The following is a 17,957-nucleotide window of genomic DNA, read 5'->3' as shown; positions in this document are numbered from 1 at the left end:
GTATGGCACATCCGGCTTGAGTCACCTCGGCGGAGGGAGGGCCATGCGATCAGTGAGCCGCAGCCGACTGGTGACAGTGGGGCTGGGCCTGGGGGCTGTCGGAGGATTCCTCGGCAGCCTGCTCCTTGAACGGAGTGCACTGACTGCCGCACGCGGTGCGGCGGGCGAAGGAAGCGAGGAACAGCCTTCATGGGGCGTCGGCTCGTACCGCTCACACTGGACAACCTTTCCGATCTCCCCAGGCGTTGCCGCTCGTGTGTCTTCTGGGAGCTTGATCCGGTCAGTGGGGAAGCTGCAGTAAAGGCGGGAACGCCCGAGCTGGAGAAAGAGGCATGGATCTCGGCCGTTCTGCTGGAGTGGGGATCGTGCGGCCGCGTTGTCTATGTCGACGATGTGCCGGCGGGCTTTGTTCTCTATGCGCCGCCTGCCTACGTGCCGCGCTCGACGGCTTTTCCGACGAGCCCCGTCTCCCCCGATGCCGTGCAGTTGATGACTGCCCGGATCGTGCCGGCGTACCAGGGACAGGGCCTGGGCCGAGTCATGGTGCAGACCGTCGCCAAGGACTTGCTGCGTCGGGGATTCAGGGCGATCGAGGCTTTCGGCGACGCCCGGTGGAAGGAGGCTGCCTGTGTGCTTCCGGCAGATCATCTCCTCGCGGTCGGCTTCAAGACTGTACGGCCGCATCCCGTTCATCCGCGGCTGAGACTGGAACTGCGTACGACGCTTTCCTGGAAGGAGGACGTCGAGCTGGCGCTGGACCGGTTGCTGGGTGCCGTCCAGAAGGAGCCGGCGCTGCGGCCTCTTTGATCCGAGAACCCATGACAACGTGAAACGGGTCCATCCCCCGAGGGGATGGACCCGTTTCACGTGAAACAGCGAACCACGGTCCTACTCGCCGATGAAGCTTTCGAGGTCGCGGAGGATAGCGGCCTTCGGCTTGGCGCCGACGATGGTCTTGGCGACCTCGCCACCCTGGTAGACGTTCAGGGTCGGGATGGACATGACGCCGTACTTGGCGGCCGTGTCCGGGTTCTCGTCGATATTGAGCTTGACGATCTCGATCTGGTCGCCGTGCTCAGCAGCGATGGCCTCCAAGGACGGCGCGATCTGGCGGCACGGACCGCACCACGCTGCCCAGAAGTCCACCAGCACAGGCTTGTCGCTCTTCAGGACGACCTCGTCGAAGGAGTCGTCGGTCACGTTCTTCAGGGCGCCGGCCACGGCGACCTCCTTAACTACTTGGGGTGTGGGGGTGAGGCGTGGATCAGACGGTGGCCGCAGCGGCCTTCTCGTCGTCGGCGAGCGCGGCGAGGAAGCGCTCGGCGTCGAGAGCGGCCGAGCAACCCGTGCCGGCAGCGGTGATGGCCTGCCGGTAGGTGTGGTCGACGACGTCACCGGCGCCGAAGACACCGGTGAGGTTGGTGCGCGTCGAGGGAGCTTCGACCTTGAGGTAGCCCTCCTCGTCGAGGTCGAGCTGACCCTTGAAGAGTTCGGTGCGCGGGTCGTGGCCCACCGCGATGAACAGGCCGGTCACCGCGAGCTCGGACGTCTCGCCGGTCTTGGTGTTCCGAAGGGTCAGGCCGGACAGCTTCTGCTCCCCGTGCACTCCGGCAACCTCGCTGTCCCAGGCGAACTTGATCTTCGGGTCGGCGAAGGCGCGGTCCTGCATGGCCTTGGAGGCACGCAGCGAGTCGCGGCGGTGGACGATGGTGACCGACTTCGCGAAGCGGGAGAGGAAGGTCGCCTCCTCCATCGCGGTGTCGCCGCCGCCGACCACGGCGATGTCCTGGTCCTTGAAGAAGAAGCCATCACAGGTGGCGCACCAGGAAACGCCGCGCCCGGAGAGGGCGTCCTCGTTGGGCAGGCCGAGCTTGCGGTGCTGGGAGCCGGTCGTCACGATGACGGCTTTGGCCCGGTGCACCGTGCCGGCCGTGTCGATGACCGTCTTGATGTCCCCGGTGAGGTCCACGGAGATGACATCGTCGGGGACGAGCTCGGCGCCGAAGCGTTCGGCCTGGGCGCGCATGTTGTCCATGAGCTCCGGGCCCATGATCCCGTCCTGGAAGCCCGGGAAGTTCTCCACGTCGGTGGTGTTCATCAGCGCGCCGCCCGCGGTGACGGCGCCCTCGAACACCAGCGGCTTCAGTGAGGCGCGTGCGGTGTAAAGGGCGGCCGTGTAGCCCGCAGGGCCGGAGCCGATGATGATCACATTACGGACGTCGCTCACGGGTTTCTTCCTCGTCTCTGCAGACTGCCTACTGTCCACGCCTACTGGGGTCGGTTCAACGACTCTCACCCCACCCAACGGATCCTACGGGGGATGCATTCCCGACGTGCCGGGGCGGCGTCCGGCGCGATTCTCAGGGGCGCGAGTAGGCGCGGGTCAGCAGTAGCTTCCCCTTGGCGGCGGGCTTTTCCTGGACGCAGGACGCGTCGACGACATACGCCTGGACGCGGGTCGTGTCGGAGGGGTGCGGCAGGACGACGAGGAAGGCATCCGCGCCCTCGTAGGTGCCTTCCTCCACGGCGAGGGCGGCAGTATCACGTCCGGTGCCCTGCTCCACGCAGGGCGGGACGGGCACGGTGGGTGCGCGCAACGGAGTCTGGGGCGACTCGGATCCGGCGGAGGCGCTCTTGGGCGTCGATTGCGCCCCGGTGGACGGCGTCTGCTCCTCGGCCCCCACGCCGTCCGCCGACTTCGACGGCTTCGAGCCGGTGCTCAGAAGAAGCGCGTGTACCCGGTCCTCAAGCGTGGACTCCGAGAACGTTCCTCCGCCGTTCTCCCCGGCGCTGGAACTGCGGTCCGCTGCCTTGAGGCTCCCCGAATTCTGGGACGGCTGGACGTTCTGCAGCAGGAAGACGCTCACACCGACCACGGCCGCGCCGAGAGCGGCCCCGAGCACGGCTGTGCGACGGCGGCGTCCGAGCGGCCGGCGGCCGGGGCCGGTGGTCGCCCGGGGGTGCCCTGCGGGACGGCCCGAGGGGCTGGGCTCTGCCTTCGGCTTCTCCGCTGCGGGCGGCTCTGTTTCACGTGAAACATGCAGCGAGCCGGATGTCGGCGTGGCGCCGAGAGCCGCTTCAACGGCGAGTGCGGCGTCGATGCGGTCCGCGATGTCGTCCGGCATGCGCTGCGGCGTGGGCACGGTGCCGAGCAGCTCGCGGATCTCCATGAGAGAGGCATGGACCTCACGGCAGAGTTCGCAGCCGTCCACATGGTCGCGTACCTCTGTCGCCCGTGATGGTGGGAGCAGCTCCTCCGTCAGGTCGGAGATCTCCGTGACATCCGGATGCTGGGTCGTGTCGGCCGTTGATGTCATGTGCGCCCACCTCCGCCCTTCACTGAAGCGGGATCGCTTGTGCCCGCATCTCTCGGCCCCGATGCTGGTGGGACGGATGTACGCGGCGTCCGGTTCCTTGTGGCCGTCTCGTCGGCTCCCGCGACCTCGCTGCGCAGATGAGTGAGCAGCGGCGCCAGCCGGGCCCGCCCCCGCGCGCAGCGGCTCTTCACGGTGCCTGTCGGTACATCGAGGATGCATGCTGCCTCGGCCACTGGGTAGCCCTGCATGTCCACGAGGACGAGTGCGGCCCGCTGCGCGGCGGGCAGGGTGGCGAGCGCGGCCAGGAGCTCGCGGTGCAGGTCCTGGCGCTCTGCCGGTGCCTCCGCGGATTCATGCGGTTCCAAGAGCTGCTCGAACCGTTCGGTGTCATCGATCGGCGCGGTCCTGCGGCTGGCCGCCTTGCGGACCCGGTCGAGGCAGGCGTTGACCGTGATGCGGTGCAGCCAGGTGGTGACGGCGGACTGACCGCGGAAGGTGTGGGCTGCCCGGAAGGCGGAGACAAGGGCGTCCTGGACGGCGTCCGCGGCCTCCTCGCGGTCCCCCAGGGTCCGTATCGCCACGGCCCACAGCCGGTCGCGGTGGCGCCGTACGAGCTCACCGAAGGCGTCCGGTTCACCGGCCACATGGCGAGCGAGGAGGTCTGAGTCGCTAGAGTCGGGTTTTAAGGATTCAGCAACCACGCGATACCCCTAAATGCCTAAAAGTAACCTTAACCTCGGGCTTTCGCGAAGTGGGTCGTCCAAGGCTTGATCAGGAAAGCGGAAAGTGCCCCTGATCGGAAAACTCCATGGTCAGGTGGGCATGGCCAAGTAGCCCCCGGTGGCGTGTGCTGTCAGGCGGCTGCCGGGATGAGGGTGACGCCGTGGCCGAGGGCCTTGAGTCGGCGGGCGAGGTCGCGGCTCTTGCGGCCCGGGTCGAGGTTGTGGGTGTGGAAGTCGGTGCCGATACCGAGGCTGAACACAATACCAACTGACTGCTGACAGGCACGTTTTCGCCCGAGCTGGTGGACCGGGTGGTCGCTGAGTGCGGCCGTTCTGGCCTGCGCACTCGGCTGCTGGCGCCGCGGGTGGTGGTCTATTTCGTGCTGGCGATGTGCCTGTTCTCGGGGCAGGACCATGAGGAGGTCGCGCGGCTGCTCATGCAGGGTCTGACCTGGGCGAAGCGCTGGTCGGGCTCGTGGCAGGTGCCGAGTACGGCGGCGATCTCGCGGGCGCGGGTGAAGCTGGAGCCGGAGCCTTTGAAGGCGCTGTTCGCCGAGGTTGCCCGGCCGTTGGCGACCGAGGAGACCCGAGGTGCCCGGTATGGGCGGTGGTAGCTGGTGGCGATCGACGGCACGGTCTTCGATGTGCCGTGCAGCGAGCAGAACGCCGCGCACTTCGGGCGGCCGAAGACCCGTCGCACCGAGCGGTGCGCGTATCCGCAGGTGCGGATGGTGGCGCTGGCCCGAGTGTGGCACCCACGCCATCACCGCCGCCCTGGGGCCGCTGTCGTCCTCCGAACCGGCCCTGGCTCGTGGGCTGTTCGGTCATCTCGGCGAGGGGGATCTGTTGCTGGTCAACCGTGGGTTCACCGGGGTGGAGCTGTGGCGGGCGGGCTCGGCCGGCGGCGCGGACCTGCTGTGGCGGATTCGCTCGCATCAGACCCTGCCGGCGCGCGAGGAACTTCCCGACAGCTCTTACTTGTTGGAGATCGTCGTCGCGAAGGACCGTAAGCGCGCCGACCCCACGCCCGTGCGGGTCGTCGAGTACACACTTCACGGCACAGGCTTTCCCGAACAGGATGTCCCCTACCAGCTGATCACCACGAACCTCGACCCCGAGGCCGCCCTCTACCACGAGCGGTGGGAGATCGAGACCACGCTGGACGAGCTGAAGACCCACCAGCGCGGTCCCGCCCAGGTCCTGCGCTCCCGCTCGCCCGACGGCGTCGAGCAGGAAGTCTGGGGCCACCTGCTGGTCCACTACACCATTCGCAGCCTGATGCACGACACCGCGGACGCCGCCCAACTCGACGCCGACCGGATCTTTTTCACCCGCAGCCTCCGCCTCGCCCGCCGCCAGGTCACCGCGCAGGCGGCCTCTTCCCCCTGACCGCCTGGCCACAGCCCTCGCCGAAAGCCTGCAGGAGATACCCGACACCTGCTGCCCGCCCGCCGCAGACGCTTCAACCCCCGCGCCATCAAACGCAAGATGTCCGGCTTCGGCGTCAAAAGCGACGAACACCGATACCCTCCTCAACCCGCCCGGAGCCCGGCCAAGGTCGTCGCCATCGCCCCGCACTGGCGCAGAGCCTTAATCAACCCACCAACGAAGGTCCCACGAAGCTGGGACCCGATCCCTTAAGTCACTGGTATTGAGGCTAAACAGTGACGCCGCCGCAACGACGTTTTCAAGACCGCTCCCTTCGGCCGCTCTGACACACCTCCCCGCGTTCGCTCACCCGGGGTGGACGCGGGTACGAGCATGGAAACGGGACGGCATCATGGGGCCTGTCCACACTCGGGTGTACGCTGATGAGCGCCGAAAACGATCTTGAAATGGGCAGTCAATGCTTCTTGTCCGTAAGGCACTTGTCACTGCTTCAGTAGCGATATCGGCCGTTGCCAGCGCCCTTGTCGCGGCTTCCCCGGCGAGCGCATCGGTCTGGACCGACTCAACGTGCCCCTGGCCAGCCAGGGAGCAGACGCCGGGAAGAAGATCGTCGGCAGGAAGCGGGGCATCCTCACCGACACGATCGGCCTCATCTTCGCTGTGACCGTTACCGCCTCCGGTCTCTCGGAGAACGCCCTGGGATGCGTTTTGCTCGTTTCTCCGAGGTAGATCATCTCTTGCGGATGAGTTATGGCGACACCGTGTGTTTCTGGGGGCTGAGGCGATTGTGGCGTTGCCCGCTCGAGGTTTGAGTTTATGGAGAATGTGCGGCATCGGTGAACAGGGGTGATGACCCGCGAGCAGGTAGTCAGCCCATGAATTTAACATCGGTGATGGCTTGTTTGTAGCCTGCTCCACTGTAGCGATCGGCGGGTGACTTCGGCATGTCGGTAATCCATACGAGAACGAACCGGGTCTTTACCGGGCTCTTCGTTTGCAGTTTCGCTTCTGTGCCGATCGTCTCGGTCGTTGCGATTTTCTTCATCGACGTGAGCGGCGTTGATGAGTTGAGAGAGTCGGCCGCGTAGAGCGAGGCGGTGGTGTGATCGCCACCGAATTGAAGTCCTACGGAGGCTGACGAAATGAACTGAGCAGAATGGAGTTCATACACGATGCCGACGCCCTGTTTGAAGGGAGCCAATTTGGGGCCGTCTATGAAGCTCTTGGACCGCCAGTACGTCGCGCTGTCGCCGTCATACGTCAGGTGGACGTCGTCGGGGTGCTGTGCCTTTCCATCCGGAAAGTACTCGACCGCGTCCTTGACCGTGAGCAGTTGGCCCGTGGGCTCCTTCTTGCCGTCGTCACCGTTTTTCGGGTTGGTCTGTGTGCTGCCGGGGTCACTCGGGTCGTTGTCGAGCAGCGTCTCGGCGAGCTGCCAGCTGCCGAGGCCCAGGGCCGCGATCAGCAATGCGGAAACGGCCCACTTGAGGGCCTTGCCGGTGCGGCTCTGGAGCGGTGCCGGGGGCACGACGACCGTGGGCGGTGCGGCGATGGGACCGGTCGGCGGACGCCCGTACGAACCCTGCTGGTAGGTCGTGCGCTGGTACTCGGGAGGCGCTGTGAAGGCGGGCTCCGGAGGGCGGATGCGGGGCGTCGCGGCAACGGCCTTGGCCAGCTCGTCCGGGGTGGTGCACGGCTGCTCCTGCCGGGAGGCAGTGGCACCGTCGTTGGCGAGTGCGCGCATGGCGAGCTCGGAAAGACCGCGGTGAACACCGGCCCGAACCTGGTCGGGGGCGATCAGCCCCACTCCCTTGGGAAGCCCGGACAGGCCGTAGGCATCGGTCTCGTACGGCCAGCGCTGGGTCAGGGCGGCATAGAGCAGGGCGCCGATGGCCTCGGTGTCCGCGCGCTGCGGGCCGTCGCTGGTGATGCCCCGCAGGGCGGCGTTCACCGCGAGGCCGCGGATCCGGTACTGCCCGGTCGAGCTCCGCAGCACCGCGCCCGGGGTCAGCCTCAGATGTGCGAGACCTTCTCGATGTGCGGCTGCCATGGCCTGGGAAACCTGGCTGACGAGCTGGTACGCGTCGTGCGCGTCCATCGGCCCTGCGGCCAGCAGAGAAGTGAGCTCGGTGGCGTCGGGAAGCCATTCATGGACGACATAGACGAGGTCGTCCTCCTCCACCGCGTCGAGTACCTGCACGAAGCGCGGGTCGCCGAGCAGAGCGGAGGAGCGGGCTGCGGCCAGCACGGAGCGGGCTCGGGGGTGGTCGGCGGGGAGCAGATGCACGCCCACCGCGCGGCGCAGTTTCTCGTCGACAGCGCGCCAGCTGCTGAATCCGTCCAGACGGGTGACGCACTCTTCGAGCCGGTAGCGTCTGGCGAGTTTGTGCCCGCTGTGCAGATCCGGGGTCGGCAGGGTGGCCTCGATACTGATGCGCTCACCGTCCGTGTCCTGCGGCTTTGTGCCCGTTGTGTCCTGAGCTTCTGCCGTCCCGTCGGTCGTGGCCTCGTCCGCCTTGGCGGCCAGCGGTTCATCACCGCTGTTGTCGGCCACGTCGACGGCAGCCGTGCTACGTTCCGCCACCGTCGTTCCTGCCTCCCCATCCGTTGCGCGATGCCAGCCAGCTCTGCACAGTCACGCCAATTGTGCCCACACTCCGGCGCTATGCACGACACGCAAAGGGCGGTGATGGTTGTGCGGCCGGTGATCCTCAGCGCCCGAGCCGCCCGCGGACCATGCCGACCATGCCGTTGATCTCTTCGATCCGCATCCGTTTGGCGGCGACGAAGAAGACGCCCAGCAGAACGGCCCCACCGCAGATCAGCGCGACGAGTGACCCGAAGGCGCCTTCGCCGAGGCCCAGGAGAACAGCGAAGCCGACGCCGCCTCCGAGTACCGCTGCCGGGATGGCGGCCAGGCACAGACGGGCATAGGTGCGTACGACGTGGGCGCCGTCCAGATCGCCGCCCAGTCGGTTGCGCAGCCGCCGCCAGGCGATGCCCACGCCGACGGCGTAGGCGAGTCCGTACGAGGCAGCCATGCCGACCACGGCCCACTGGGCCGGCAGAACCACGTAGCAGAGGGCCGAGGCGGCCGCGTTGACCGCGGCGACGATGACCGTGTTGTAGAAGGGCGTCCGGGTGTCCTCGTAGGCGTAGAAGCCTCGCAGCACCACGTACTGCACGGAGTACGGGATCAGGCCGAGACCGAATGCCATGAGGATGAAGCCCATGGAGCGGGCGGCTTCAGTGCCTGCGGAGGCGTACAAGAGGGTGCACATCGGCAGGCCGAGGGCAAGGAACATGAAGGCCACCGGCACGATCGCCACGGCCGAGTTCCGCAGTCCCTGAGAGATGTCGTCGCGGACAGCGCCCGGGTCGTCGTCGTGGGCGGCGCGGGAGATGCGGGGCAGCAGGGCCGCCATGACCGACACGGTGATGATCGCCTGCGGCATGCCCCAGATGAGCTGGGCGTTGGAGTACGCGAGGAAGCCTGTGCCGTCCTTGCCGGACAGTTTGCCCGCCGAGGTCGCGAGCTGAGTGACGACGATCACACCCGCCTGATTGGCCAGGACGAACAGGACGGTCCACTTGGCCAGCTTGACCGTCTTGCCGAGCCCATGTCCCTTCCAGTCGAAGCGCGGGCGGAAACGGAAGCCGGCCTCACGCAGATACGGGACCATGGCCAGGGCCTGGACGACCAGACCGAGCAGCGTGCCGATGCCCAGCAGCCGGACGCCCTCCGGCGGGATGGTCTGAACCCCCATCTGGGATTCGGCGGAGGTGCCGTAGACCCAGATGAACATGCCGAACGTGAAGATCATGACGATGTTGTTGAGGACCGGGGTCCACATCATCGCGCCGAACCTGCCGCGGGCGTTGAGGATCTGGCCCATCACGACATGCACGCCCATGAAGAAGATGGTCGGCAGGCAGTAGCGGGCGAAGGTCACGGCGACGCTGTTGGCGGCCGTGTCCCTGGCGATCGTGGGCGACATCATGTGGATCAGCCACGGAGCGGCGAACACCGCGAGCGCGACGATCACACCGAGCGCGACCATCACGAGAGTCAGCAGCCGGTTGGCGTAGGCCTCGCCGCCGTCCTCGTCGTCCTTCATGGATCGCACGAGCTGGGGAACGAAGACCGAGTTCAGCCCGCCACCGACGGTGAGGATATAGATCATCGTCGGCAGTGTGTACGCGATGGTGAAGCTGTCGCCGAGCAGTGCCGCACCGAGCGCGGCGGTGATCACGAGGCTGCGGACGAATCCGGTGAGCCGGGATACGAGCGTGCCGGCCGCCATCACCGCACTGGACTTCAGCAGGCCGGAGGCCCGGCCGCCGGACTTGGGCGGTGCGGGCGCCGGGGCCGGTTCGGGTTCCGCGGGAGCGGGGGAGGATCCTGCCGGGCCTTCCTGGTCCCGGAACAGGTGCGCGAAGGCATCCGGCTGCTCGTGGCCCTGGGACGCCTGGCTGACGAGATCGTCCACCCCGACGAACTGGGTGGTCGCCGGGTCGTCGCCGTACGGCAGGTATCGCGACGGGCCGTCGGGCTCGGGCGGCGGGGTCTGCGCCCAGATACGCGGATCAGGTGCGTACTGCGCCGCGGGCGGCTGCTGGTAGAGCGGCTGGGGCTGCTGGTAGGTGCCAGGGGGTGGCGGCGGGTGCGCGGCGCGGTCGTACAGCGCCTCGGTCACCGGGTCCTGGACGGACAGATCCTGGGACCGGTAGGGATCGTGGTCGTACGCGGTCTGCAGGTATGGATCGGGCGTCGGAGGAACCTGGCCCGGTCCGGGCGGCATCGGGGGCCCGCCGGAAGACCCGGCTCCGTCCGCCCCCTGACCGCGGTCACCGTCGTACGGCGCGTTCATCGAAACCCCACCTCATCGTCCCCGGCCGACAGGCCACGACAGACATCGCTCAACGTTCCACTTTCTCACCCGAGCCCGACGGCTCCCCGTTTTCCGGACCGGTGTCCGGGGCCGGGTCACTCGGCTGCTCGGGTTCGCCGCCGTTGTCCCCGCCCGCGTTGGCGCGCTTGCGGTGGGTGTACATCCTGATGCCCGCGAGGACCAGAAGGAGCAGCCCACCGGCGATCACCAGCAGCACGGTCGGGGTGAGCTCGGAGACCTTCACGGTGAAGGTCATCTCTCCGCCGTACGGTGTGCCGTCCTCGGTGTAGAGCTGTGCGGTCATCTGCACTTGGCCATTGACGTTGGCCGCGGCGTCGAATTTCACGGACTGGCTGTGGCCACCGGCGATCCGGATCGGCTGCTCAGCCACGGCCCCGCCGTTGTTCAGCTTGAGCCGGGTCGCGTTCTCCGACTTGAGCCGGAGGACCAGATGGTCCACGCCCTGCAACAGTCTGTTCTGCACGGTCACCGGGATTGTGGCGCTGCGGCCGGACAGGGTGACGTCCGACTTCGAGATGAGCTGGACCTCGTTGATGAGGCCCTGCAGATAGGTGCGTACCGAGTCCCGGTACTGCTGGGCCTCCAGCGGCTTGCCACGCCATGACGTCGACATGGAGCGGTTGACCGCGTTGCCGAAGGGAGTCACCACCCGCTCGGGATGGGTGAGGATGACCTGGAAGTTGTTGAGCGAGACCTGGGTGGACTTGATGTCCTGGAACGCCTGGGTGGGCAGCTCCTGGCTGCGGAGCCTCTTCGGGTACTGGGACGATCCGGGGACGCTGGTCGTCGCGTCCGTGTCGGGCTTCGCCTCGGCCGCGTCCACGAGCCCGAGGGGTTCTGTCCAGCGTTCGTCGTCGAGGGCGTGCAGGGCGTCGGCCATCGACTGGGCCTGGGCGACAGTCGGCATCCGCTGCGGTGCGACGACGATGCTCCGCTCCGCTTCGGTGTCCTGCTGGGTCAGAGCGAGGGTCAGAGCGAGGAATTTCTGCACGGCGAGGGTGGAGTTCCCCGCCTTCGACATATCGCCCTGGAAGGCCGTGGAGAGCCGGGCGTCGGAGACCACCGCGGTCGTGCCGCCACCGATCGGCCGGGCCGCGGTGGGCGTGTACGACAGGCCGCCGGTCTCCTGAAGGCTGTCGCTGCGGGCGATCACGTTGTGGGCGCCGGCCGAGGTGGCGACGTCGACGATCGACGGGTCGATCGCTCCGTCGACGGGCCAGGCGAAGTCGGTCGACGGCTTCACATGAAGGATGGTCTGCACCGTTGTCCCGGCCACCTCCGTGGCGGTCTGCAGGTGGCTGAGGGTGCCCGACACGTTCTTGCCGCGGTGTGCGATGGACGCCAGATCAGGGTCGGCGAACGGCAGCGCGATGACCTTGCCGTCCGAGACCGCGGCCTCCAGCGAGGTGAGCCACTTCTTGGCGACGGCCTGGTTCTTCCCGGCGACAGTGGTGTCACCGGACTTGACGCGGTAATTCCTCGCCATCGCATCGACGCTGGCCAGCAGATCCGGGTCGATGACCCATGTCACGGACAGCTGGCTGCCCAGCGAGACCAACTGTTCGAGGCGTCCGCCCGGAGCGAGTTCGGCGGCCAGGTCGTCGTCCGCGAACACAGGCGTCTGCTGATCGTCGGAGCCGGTCTCTGCAGTGACATGGGGCGATGCGATGAGCGGCCAGAGATAGGTGACCTTCGTCTTGGAGTCACGCTCCTCTTCCTGCCAGGGCAGGAAGGTGCGCTGGATTCCCAGAACCCCGTACGGGGCCCGGGAGGTCTGCCCCGACAGCGAGACGCCGAGCTGGTAGACGCCGTCGTCGCCGAGCCCCAGTTTGCCGACCGGGACGGACAGCGTGAAGTCCTGGCTTATTCCGGAAGAGAGCTTCGCGAACTTCACCGTGTACTTGCCGCCGAGCGGGGCGGGGTCGCTGCCGGGGACGTACCCGGTGCGCTTGGCAGCGGTGTCGATCGACGTCCTGCTGAAGAGCCTCGGACCGACTCGCAGATCGACCTTCGCCTGCGTGATCGTGTCCTTGCCCCTGTTGGTCACGGTGCCGGAGACGGTCAGGGTGTCCCCCTTCACCGGCGCGCTCGGAGTGACGGTGTTCAGGGACACACTGACTGTTTCGGAGCCGGTCGGGGCCTTGGCGGTCCCGCCGGCCTGTGCGGCGGGTGCGGCCGGTCCGGCCAGCAGAGCTGCGACGAGCGGCGCCCCGATGATCAAGGAGGCTGTGCGCCGCAGCCACCGGCGGGCAGGAGAGGGACCGATCCCCTGAATGTCTGCCGCCTCGGCCACGCGCCTACCCGTCCCTCGTCGTTGTCAGCTGGTGTCGATGGTTGTCGGTTGCTGCGTCCCCGCATGGTAACGATGTGCGTGGGTGCCAAGTGCTGGGGAGTCCGCTACATGATCGGAAGAGTCTCGCAGGGCGGGACGAAACCAGGACGACCGGGCCGGTCCGGGCACGTACCCTTTTCTGTTGTGTCGAACGCCAATGAAGACAGCTCCCGTGCCCTGACCCAGGTGCAGCACCGCGCAGTCAGTGAACTACTGCGGGTGTCCCCGGTCGCCGACGACCTCGCCCGCCGATTCCAGGATGCCGGATTCAGCCTCGCCCTGGTCGGCGGCTCGGTCCGGGATGCGCTTCTCGGCAGGCTCGGGAACGACCTGGACTTCACGACCGACGCCCGCCCCGAGGCCGTACTGAAGATCGTCCGGCCGTGGGCCGACTCGGTATGGGAGGTCGGGATCGCCTTCGGCACTGTGGGTGCCCAGAAGGACGGCTACCAGATCGAGGTCACCACATACAGGTCGGAGGCGTACGACAGGACCTCGCGCAAGCCCGAGGTGTCCTACGGCGATTCCATCGAGGAAGACCTCGTCCGTCGTGACTTCACGGTCAACGCGATGGCAGTAGCTCTTCCGCAGAAGGACTTCATCGATCCTCATGGCGGTCTTGAGGACCTGGCCGAGCGTGTACTGCGCACTCCCGGCACCCCCGAGGAATCGTTCTCCGACGATCCGCTGCGCATGCTGCGTGCTGCTCGCTTCGCCGCGCAGCTGGACTTCGATGTCGCCCCCGATGTGGTCACGGCGATGACGGAAATGGCCGGCCGCATCGAGATCGTCTCCGCCGAGCGGGTCAGGGAGGAGCTCAACAAGCTGCTGCTCTCCGTCAACCCCCGCAAGGGTCTGGCGCTGCTCGTCGGTACGGGGCTGGCGCAGCAGGTGCTGCCGGAGCTCCCCGCTCTGCGTCTGGAAAGTGACGAGCATCACCGTCACAAAGATGTCTATGAGCACTCGCTGACCGTCCTGGAGCAGGCGATCGACCTGGAGGAGGACGGGCCTGATCTGGTTCTGCGCCTTGCCGCTCTCCTCCATGACATCGGCAAGCCGAGGACGCGGCGCTTCGAGAAGGACGGACGCGTCTCGTTCCATCACCACGAGGTGGTGGGCGCCAAGATGGTCAAGAAGCGGATGGCCGCGCTCAAGTACTCCAACGACATGGTCAAGGACGTCTCGAAGCTCGTGGAGCTTCATCTGCGCTTCCATGGCTACGGTGAGGGCGAGTGGACCGACTCCGCGGTGCGCCGGTATGTGCGTGATGCGGGACCTCTGCTGGAGCGGCTGCACAAGCTGACCCGCTCGGACTGCACCACGCGGAACAAGCGCAAGGCTGCTGCCCTCTCACGGACCTATGACGGGCTTGAGGAGCGCATTGCACAGCTACAGGAGCAGGAGGAGCTGGATGCCATCCGGCCCGACCTCGACGGCAACGAGATCATGAAGACCCTGGGTGTCGGTCCTGGGCCGGTTATCGGCAAGGCCTACGCGTTCCTGCTGGAGCTACGGCTGGAGCACGGGCCGATGGAGCATGACGTGGCGGTCGAGAAGCTCAAGAAGTGGTGGGCGGTGCAGACCTGAGACCGCTGGAGGCTCGGCCGGCAGAGGTGAGGACCAGGCCGCGGTCATGTTTCACGTGAAACATGACCGTGACCCGATACGGCGAGGGGCGCTGTTTCACGTGAAACAGCGCCCCTCGCCGTATCGCGCACACTAGAGCGGCCTGCCGGTGCGGCTCCACCGGAACAGCAGTACGGCGATGACCGCATAGAGCACGGCTACCCCGATCACCACCACGAACGACTGGCCGTCAGGTGGCAGCATGAGAGCGGAGGCTGCGGCAGCGCCCACGAATGCCACGTTGAACAGCACGTCGTAGAGGGAGAAGACCCGGCCGCGGAAGGCATCGTCCACCGAGGTCTGCACCACCGTGTCCGTCGCGATCTTCGACCCCTGGGTGATGAGTCCGAGGATAAATGCCGCGACGAGTATCGGCACGGGGATGAACCACAGCCCCAGTGCGGGTTCGAGGACGGCGGCCGCCGTCGCGCACACCGCCATCCAGCGGAATCGGCCGAGCCGCCCCACCGCCCAAGGTGTCACCACGGCTGCCGCGAAGAACCCCGCACCGGAGACCGCCACAGCCAGTCCGAGGAGGGCCAGGCCTTCGGATTCGCTGTCGGACCAGGCGTACCGGCACAACATCAGCACCATCACGGTCAGTGCCCCGTAGCAGAAGCGGATCACGGTCATGGCGGCCAGCGCCCGGGTCGCTTGCTTCCGTTCCGCCAGATGGCGCAGTCCGTCGGCGAGCCCCCGTGCGGTGATGACCAGAGCCTTTCTCAGCCGGATGCGGGCCCCGTCCTGATCCGGTCCGAGGAGCCCGGTGGCAAGGCTCAGGGATGCCAGCGCCGAAGCGAGGTAGAGAGCCGCGCCCAGCAGCACCACTGCCGCATCGGAGTCGGCGAGTAGCAGCCGCACGATGAAGGCGAGGCCACCACCGGCCGTGGCGGCAAGGGTGCCCGCGGTCGGTGAGAGCGAGTTCGCCACCACCAGCCGGTCCCTGTCGACGACACGCGGCAGCGCGGCCGAGAGCCCGGCCAGCACAAAACGGTTGACCGCGGTGACGCACAGCGCCGAGGCGTAGAAGAGCCAGTCAGGTGCGGAACCGAGGATCAGGAGTGCGGTGCAGCAGGCGAGTGCGGCGCGCAGCAGGTTGCCGTACAGAAAGACCTGACGGCGCGGCCAGCGGTCCAGCAGGACGCCGGCAAAGGGGCCGATGAGCGAGTACGGCAGCAGCAGCACGGCCATTGCGGAGGCGATGGCCGCCGCCGACGCCTGTTTCTCCGGGGAGAAGACGACATGAGCCGCCAGTGCCACCTGGTAGACGCCGTCGGCCGACTGGGAGAGAAGTCGTACGGCGAGCAGACGACGGAAGTTCCGAAGGCGCAGAAGTACGCGCAGATCACCTACGACAGGCATGTGATCAAGGGTCACATACGTTGAGGGTCCCCGGGCGGATTACCCGGGGACCCTCAACAGTGCGGAAGGGAAGGAGCGTTGCCGCTCATCACCGATCCGCGCCGACGCGCCGTCTCCGGTGGCGTCAGTTGGCGACCTCGCCCCTGATGAACTTCTCGACGTTCTCGCGGGCTTCGTCGTCGAAGTACTGGACCGGCGGGGACTTCATGAAGTACGAGGACGCGGAGAGGATCGGGCCACCGATGCCGCGGTCCTTGGCGATCTTCGCGGCGCGGACGGCGTCGATGATGACACCGGCGGAGTTCGGGGAGTCCCAGACCTCGAGCTTGTACTCCAGGTTCAGCGGAACGTCACCGAAGGCGCGGCCCTCGAGGCGCACGTACGCCCACTTGCGGTCGTCCAGCCAGGCCACGTAGTCCGACGGGCCGATGTGGACGTTGTCCGCACCGAGCTCGCGGTCACGGATCTGGGAAGTGACGGCCTGCGTCTTGGAGATCTTCTTGGACTCCAGGCGCTCACGCTCGAGCATGTTCTTGAAGTCCATGTTGCCGCCGACGTTCAGCTGCATCGTGCGGTCCAGGACGACGCCCCGGTCCTCGAAGAGCTTCGCCATCACGCGGTGCGTGATGGTGGCGCCGACCTGCGACTTGATGTCGTCGCCGACGATCGGGACACCGGCCTCGGTGAACTTGTCCGCCCACTCCTTGGTGCCGGCGATGAAGACCGGGAGAGCGTTGACGAACGCGACCTTGGCGTCGATGGCGCACTGCGCGTAGAACTTCGCAGCGACCTCGGATCCGACCGGCAGGTAGCAGACGAGGACGTCGACCTTACGGTCCTTGAGGATCTGGACGATGTCGACCGGGGCCTCGGTCGACTCCTCGATGGTCTGACGGTAGTACTTACCCAGACCGTCATGGGTGTGGCCGCGCTGAACGGTGACGCCGGCGTTCGGCACGTCGCAGAGCTTGATGGTGTTGTTCTCGCTGGCACCGATGGCGTCCGCGAGGTCGAGGCCGACCTTCTTCGCGTCGACGTCGAAGGCGGCCACGAACTCGACGTCCCGCACGTGGTAGTCGCCGAACTGAACGTGCATCAGACCGGGCACCTTGCCGGCCGGATCGGCGTCCTTGTAGTACTCGACGCCCTGGACCAGCGAGGCGGCGCAGTTGCCCACGCCGACGATGGCTACGCGAACCGAACCCATTCCGGTTGCTCCCTGTGTGTAATGGATGTTCTCGATGAAGCCCCGCGGATCTGCGGGGACCTCACTTTGAGGTGTCGTCGGACGGATCCGGCGGGGTGTTACCCCGGTGCCGGGGCAGGCCGTCCGTCTCTCCTGCTGTGTTCTGCGGAGCTTCGCTCCCGGGTGAGGACCGTCGCTGATCCCGTCCCGACCGCTCGCTCTCGATGAGCTCGTTCAGCCAGCGCACTTCGCGCTCCACGGACTCCATGCCGTGTCGCTGCAGCTCAAGTGTGTAGTCGTCGAGGCGCTCGCGGGTGCGGGCCAGAGAGGCCCGCATCTTCTCCAGGCGCTCCTCCAGCCGGCTGCGCCGGCCTTCCAGGACCCGCATCCGCACCTCGTGCTCCGTCTGCCCGAAGAAGGCGAAACGGGCTGCGAAGTGCTCGTCCTCCCAGGAGTCGGGCCCGGTGTGCGAGAGCAGCTCCTCGAAGTGCTCCTTACCTTCTGGCGTCAGCCGGTAGACGATCTTGGCGCGGCGTCCGGCCAGCGAGGAGGCGGGGACGACCGCACGGCCGGTCGCAGGCGGAAGGCTGGCCGGGGAGCTTCCAGGCTCCTCGATCAACCAGCCGTTGGCGACCAGCGTCTTGAGGCAGGGGTAGAGGGTGCCGTAGCTGAAGGCGCGGAAGATCCCCAACGAGGTGTTGAGACGTTTGCGCAGCTCGTACCCGTGCATCGGGGATTCGCGAAGCAGACCGAGAACGGCGAATTCGAGGATGCCTGAGCGTCTGCTCAATTTCGCCTCCTCCTTCTCCGAGTGCTCCTGCGGAGCCCTGTGCCGAGCTGATGTGCCGAGCTGATGTACCGAGCTGATGTACCGAGCTGATGTATCGACTCGATACATCATGACGATAGATCGGTCGTCGCGCTGCGACAAGAGGGGCCATCGTGAACGGCGTCACATCGTGAATTCGTAGGCACCGACTTGCGTCGTTTGGGGTGAAGTTCGGCCCTAGGAGGGTTTTGACCGTGCGTAGTCTGTGCGGCATGCAGACCACCGGGAACCGTGAGACGCCCGTGCGCGTCAGTCTTCGCGGACTAGCCGGATGCACTGCG

15 protein-coding genes and 1 pseudogene are annotated in these 17,957 nt (G+C 66.9%); 5 read left to right on the top strand and 11 right to left on the bottom strand.

Annotated elements, in window-relative coordinates:
• Nucleotides 1-189 precede the first annotated feature (189 nt).
• The gene (locus tag OG609_RS20540; protein WP_327274144.1) at nucleotides 190-807 is read left to right on the top strand and encodes a GNAT family N-acetyltransferase; all 618 of its coding nucleotides are present in this window, start codon (nucleotides 190-192) and stop codon (nucleotides 805-807) included.
• 81 nt (nucleotides 808-888) lie between these two features.
• Here OG609_RS20540 and trxA read toward each other — a convergent pair whose 3' ends face one another.
• The 5 genes from trxA to OG609_RS20515 form a co-directional block, all read right to left on the bottom strand.
• Complete coding sequence (gene trxA, locus OG609_RS20535; protein WP_327274143.1) at nucleotides 889-1,221, bottom strand: thioredoxin; 333 nt, start codon at nucleotides 1,219-1,221, stop codon at nucleotides 889-891.
• Nucleotides 1,222-1,264: 43 nt separating this feature from the next.
• Nucleotides 1,265-2,227: a thioredoxin-disulfide reductase gene (trxB, locus tag OG609_RS20530; RefSeq protein WP_327274142.1), complete on the bottom strand. Its 963-nt coding sequence runs from the start codon at nucleotides 2,225-2,227 to the stop codon at nucleotides 1,265-1,267.
• A gap of 133 nt (nucleotides 2,228-2,360) precedes the next feature.
• Nucleotides 2,361-3,317: an anti-sigma factor family protein gene (locus OG609_RS20525; RefSeq protein ID WP_327274141.1), complete on the bottom strand. Its 957-nt coding sequence runs from the start codon at nucleotides 3,315-3,317 to the stop codon at nucleotides 2,361-2,363.
• Nucleotides 3,314-4,018, bottom strand: a complete 705-nt coding sequence (gene sigM, locus OG609_RS20520) for an RNA polymerase sigma factor SigM (RefSeq protein WP_327274140.1) — start codon at nucleotides 4,016-4,018, stop codon at nucleotides 3,314-3,316. Before sigM ends, OG609_RS20525 begins: the two co-directional genes overlap by 4 nt.
• A gap of 152 nt (nucleotides 4,019-4,170) precedes the next feature.
• Nucleotides 4,171-4,299 carry a hypothetical protein gene (locus OG609_RS20515; protein ID WP_327274139.1) on the bottom strand — a complete coding sequence of 43 codons (129 nt, stop codon included), beginning with the start codon at nucleotides 4,297-4,299 and terminating at the stop codon, nucleotides 4,171-4,173.
• A 42-nt stretch (nucleotides 4,300-4,341) separates the two neighbouring features.
• Here OG609_RS20515 and OG609_RS20510 point away from each other — a divergent pair, with 42 nt between their 5' ends.
• The 3 genes and pseudogenes from OG609_RS20510 to OG609_RS20500 all read left to right on the top strand — a co-directional run.
• Nucleotides 4,342-4,653 carry a transposase domain-containing protein gene (locus OG609_RS20510; protein WP_327274138.1) on the top strand — a complete coding sequence of 104 codons (312 nt, stop codon included), beginning with the start codon at nucleotides 4,342-4,344 and terminating at the stop codon, nucleotides 4,651-4,653.
• Between the two features lie 232 nt (nucleotides 4,654-4,885).
• Nucleotides 4,886-5,428 (top strand): transposase, encoded by a 543-nt coding sequence (locus tag OG609_RS20505; protein WP_327274137.1) that lies wholly within the window; start codon nucleotides 4,886-4,888, stop codon nucleotides 5,426-5,428.
• 564 nt (nucleotides 5,429-5,992) lie between these two features.
• Nucleotides 5,993-6,142, top strand: a pseudogene (locus OG609_RS20500) (IS5/IS1182 family transposase); the annotation flags it as partial.
• Between the two features lie 154 nt (nucleotides 6,143-6,296).
• Here the strand turns inward: OG609_RS20500 and OG609_RS20495 are convergent.
• The 3 genes from OG609_RS20495 to OG609_RS20485 all read right to left on the bottom strand — a co-directional run bounded on the left by OG609_RS20495 (nucleotide 6,297) and on the right by OG609_RS20485 (nucleotide 12,634).
• Nucleotides 6,297-8,012, bottom strand: coding sequence for a protein kinase family protein (locus OG609_RS20495; RefSeq protein WP_327274136.1), 1,716 nt, complete (start codon nucleotides 8,010-8,012; stop codon nucleotides 6,297-6,299).
• A 127-nt stretch (nucleotides 8,013-8,139) separates the two neighbouring features.
• Complete coding sequence (gene murJ, locus OG609_RS20490) at nucleotides 8,140-10,299, bottom strand: murein biosynthesis integral membrane protein MurJ (RefSeq protein WP_327274135.1); 2,160 nt, start codon at nucleotides 10,297-10,299, stop codon at nucleotides 8,140-8,142.
• 49 nt (nucleotides 10,300-10,348) lie between these two features.
• The gene (locus tag OG609_RS20485) at nucleotides 10,349-12,634 is read right to left on the bottom strand and encodes a DUF6049 family protein (RefSeq protein ID WP_327274134.1); all 2,286 of its coding nucleotides are present in this window, start codon (nucleotides 12,632-12,634) and stop codon (nucleotides 10,349-10,351) included.
• A 183-nt stretch (nucleotides 12,635-12,817) separates the two neighbouring features.
• Here OG609_RS20485 and OG609_RS20480 point away from each other — a divergent pair, with 183 nt between their 5' ends.
• Nucleotides 12,818-14,260 (top strand): CCA tRNA nucleotidyltransferase, encoded by a 1,443-nt coding sequence (locus tag OG609_RS20480; protein ID WP_327274133.1) that lies wholly within the window; start codon nucleotides 12,818-12,820, stop codon nucleotides 14,258-14,260.
• A 132-nt stretch (nucleotides 14,261-14,392) separates the two neighbouring features.
• On the opposite strand, the gene OG609_RS20475 is transcribed toward OG609_RS20480, so the two are convergent.
• From OG609_RS20475 to OG609_RS20465, 3 genes are all read right to left on the bottom strand, one after another.
• The gene (locus OG609_RS20475; RefSeq protein WP_327274132.1) at nucleotides 14,393-15,661 is read right to left on the bottom strand and encodes an MFS transporter; all 1,269 of its coding nucleotides are present in this window, start codon (nucleotides 15,659-15,661) and stop codon (nucleotides 14,393-14,395) included.
• Nucleotides 15,662-15,785: 124 nt separating this feature from the next.
• Complete coding sequence (locus OG609_RS20470; protein ID WP_327274131.1) at nucleotides 15,786-16,868, bottom strand: inositol-3-phosphate synthase; 1,083 nt, start codon at nucleotides 16,866-16,868, stop codon at nucleotides 15,786-15,788.
• Between the two features lie 61 nt (nucleotides 16,869-16,929).
• Nucleotides 16,930-17,637, bottom strand: coding sequence for a PadR family transcriptional regulator (locus OG609_RS20465; protein ID WP_327274130.1), 708 nt, complete (start codon nucleotides 17,635-17,637; stop codon nucleotides 16,930-16,932).
• Between the last annotated feature and the right edge of the window lie 320 nt (nucleotides 17,638-17,957).

The sequence above is a fragment of the Streptomyces sp. NBC_01224 genome (genome assembly GCF_036002945.1).
GTDB lineage: Bacteria > Actinomycetota > Actinomycetes > Streptomycetales > Streptomycetaceae > Streptomyces.
Note: the sequence above shows the minus strand (reverse complement) of the source record. Positions and strands in the feature narration are given on the sequence as shown.

Coding starts and splice junctions, on each gene's coding strand:
- OG609_RS20540 (WP_327274144.1), top strand. CDS start 190: ATGGGGCGTCGGCTCGTACCGCTCACACTGGACAACCTTTCCGATCTC.
- OG609_RS20525 (WP_327274141.1), bottom strand. CDS start 3,317: ATGACATCAACGGCCGACACGACCCAGCATCCGGATGTCACGGAGATC.
- murJ (WP_327274135.1), bottom strand. CDS start 10,299: ATGAACGCGCCGTACGACGGTGACCGCGGTCAGGGGGCGGACGGAGCC.
- OG609_RS20475 (WP_327274132.1), bottom strand. CDS start 15,661: ATGCCTGTCGTAGGTGATCTGCGCGTACTTCTGCGCCTTCGGAACTTC.
- OG609_RS20470 (WP_327274131.1), bottom strand. CDS start 16,868: ATGGGTTCGGTTCGCGTAGCCATCGTCGGCGTGGGCAACTGCGCCGCC.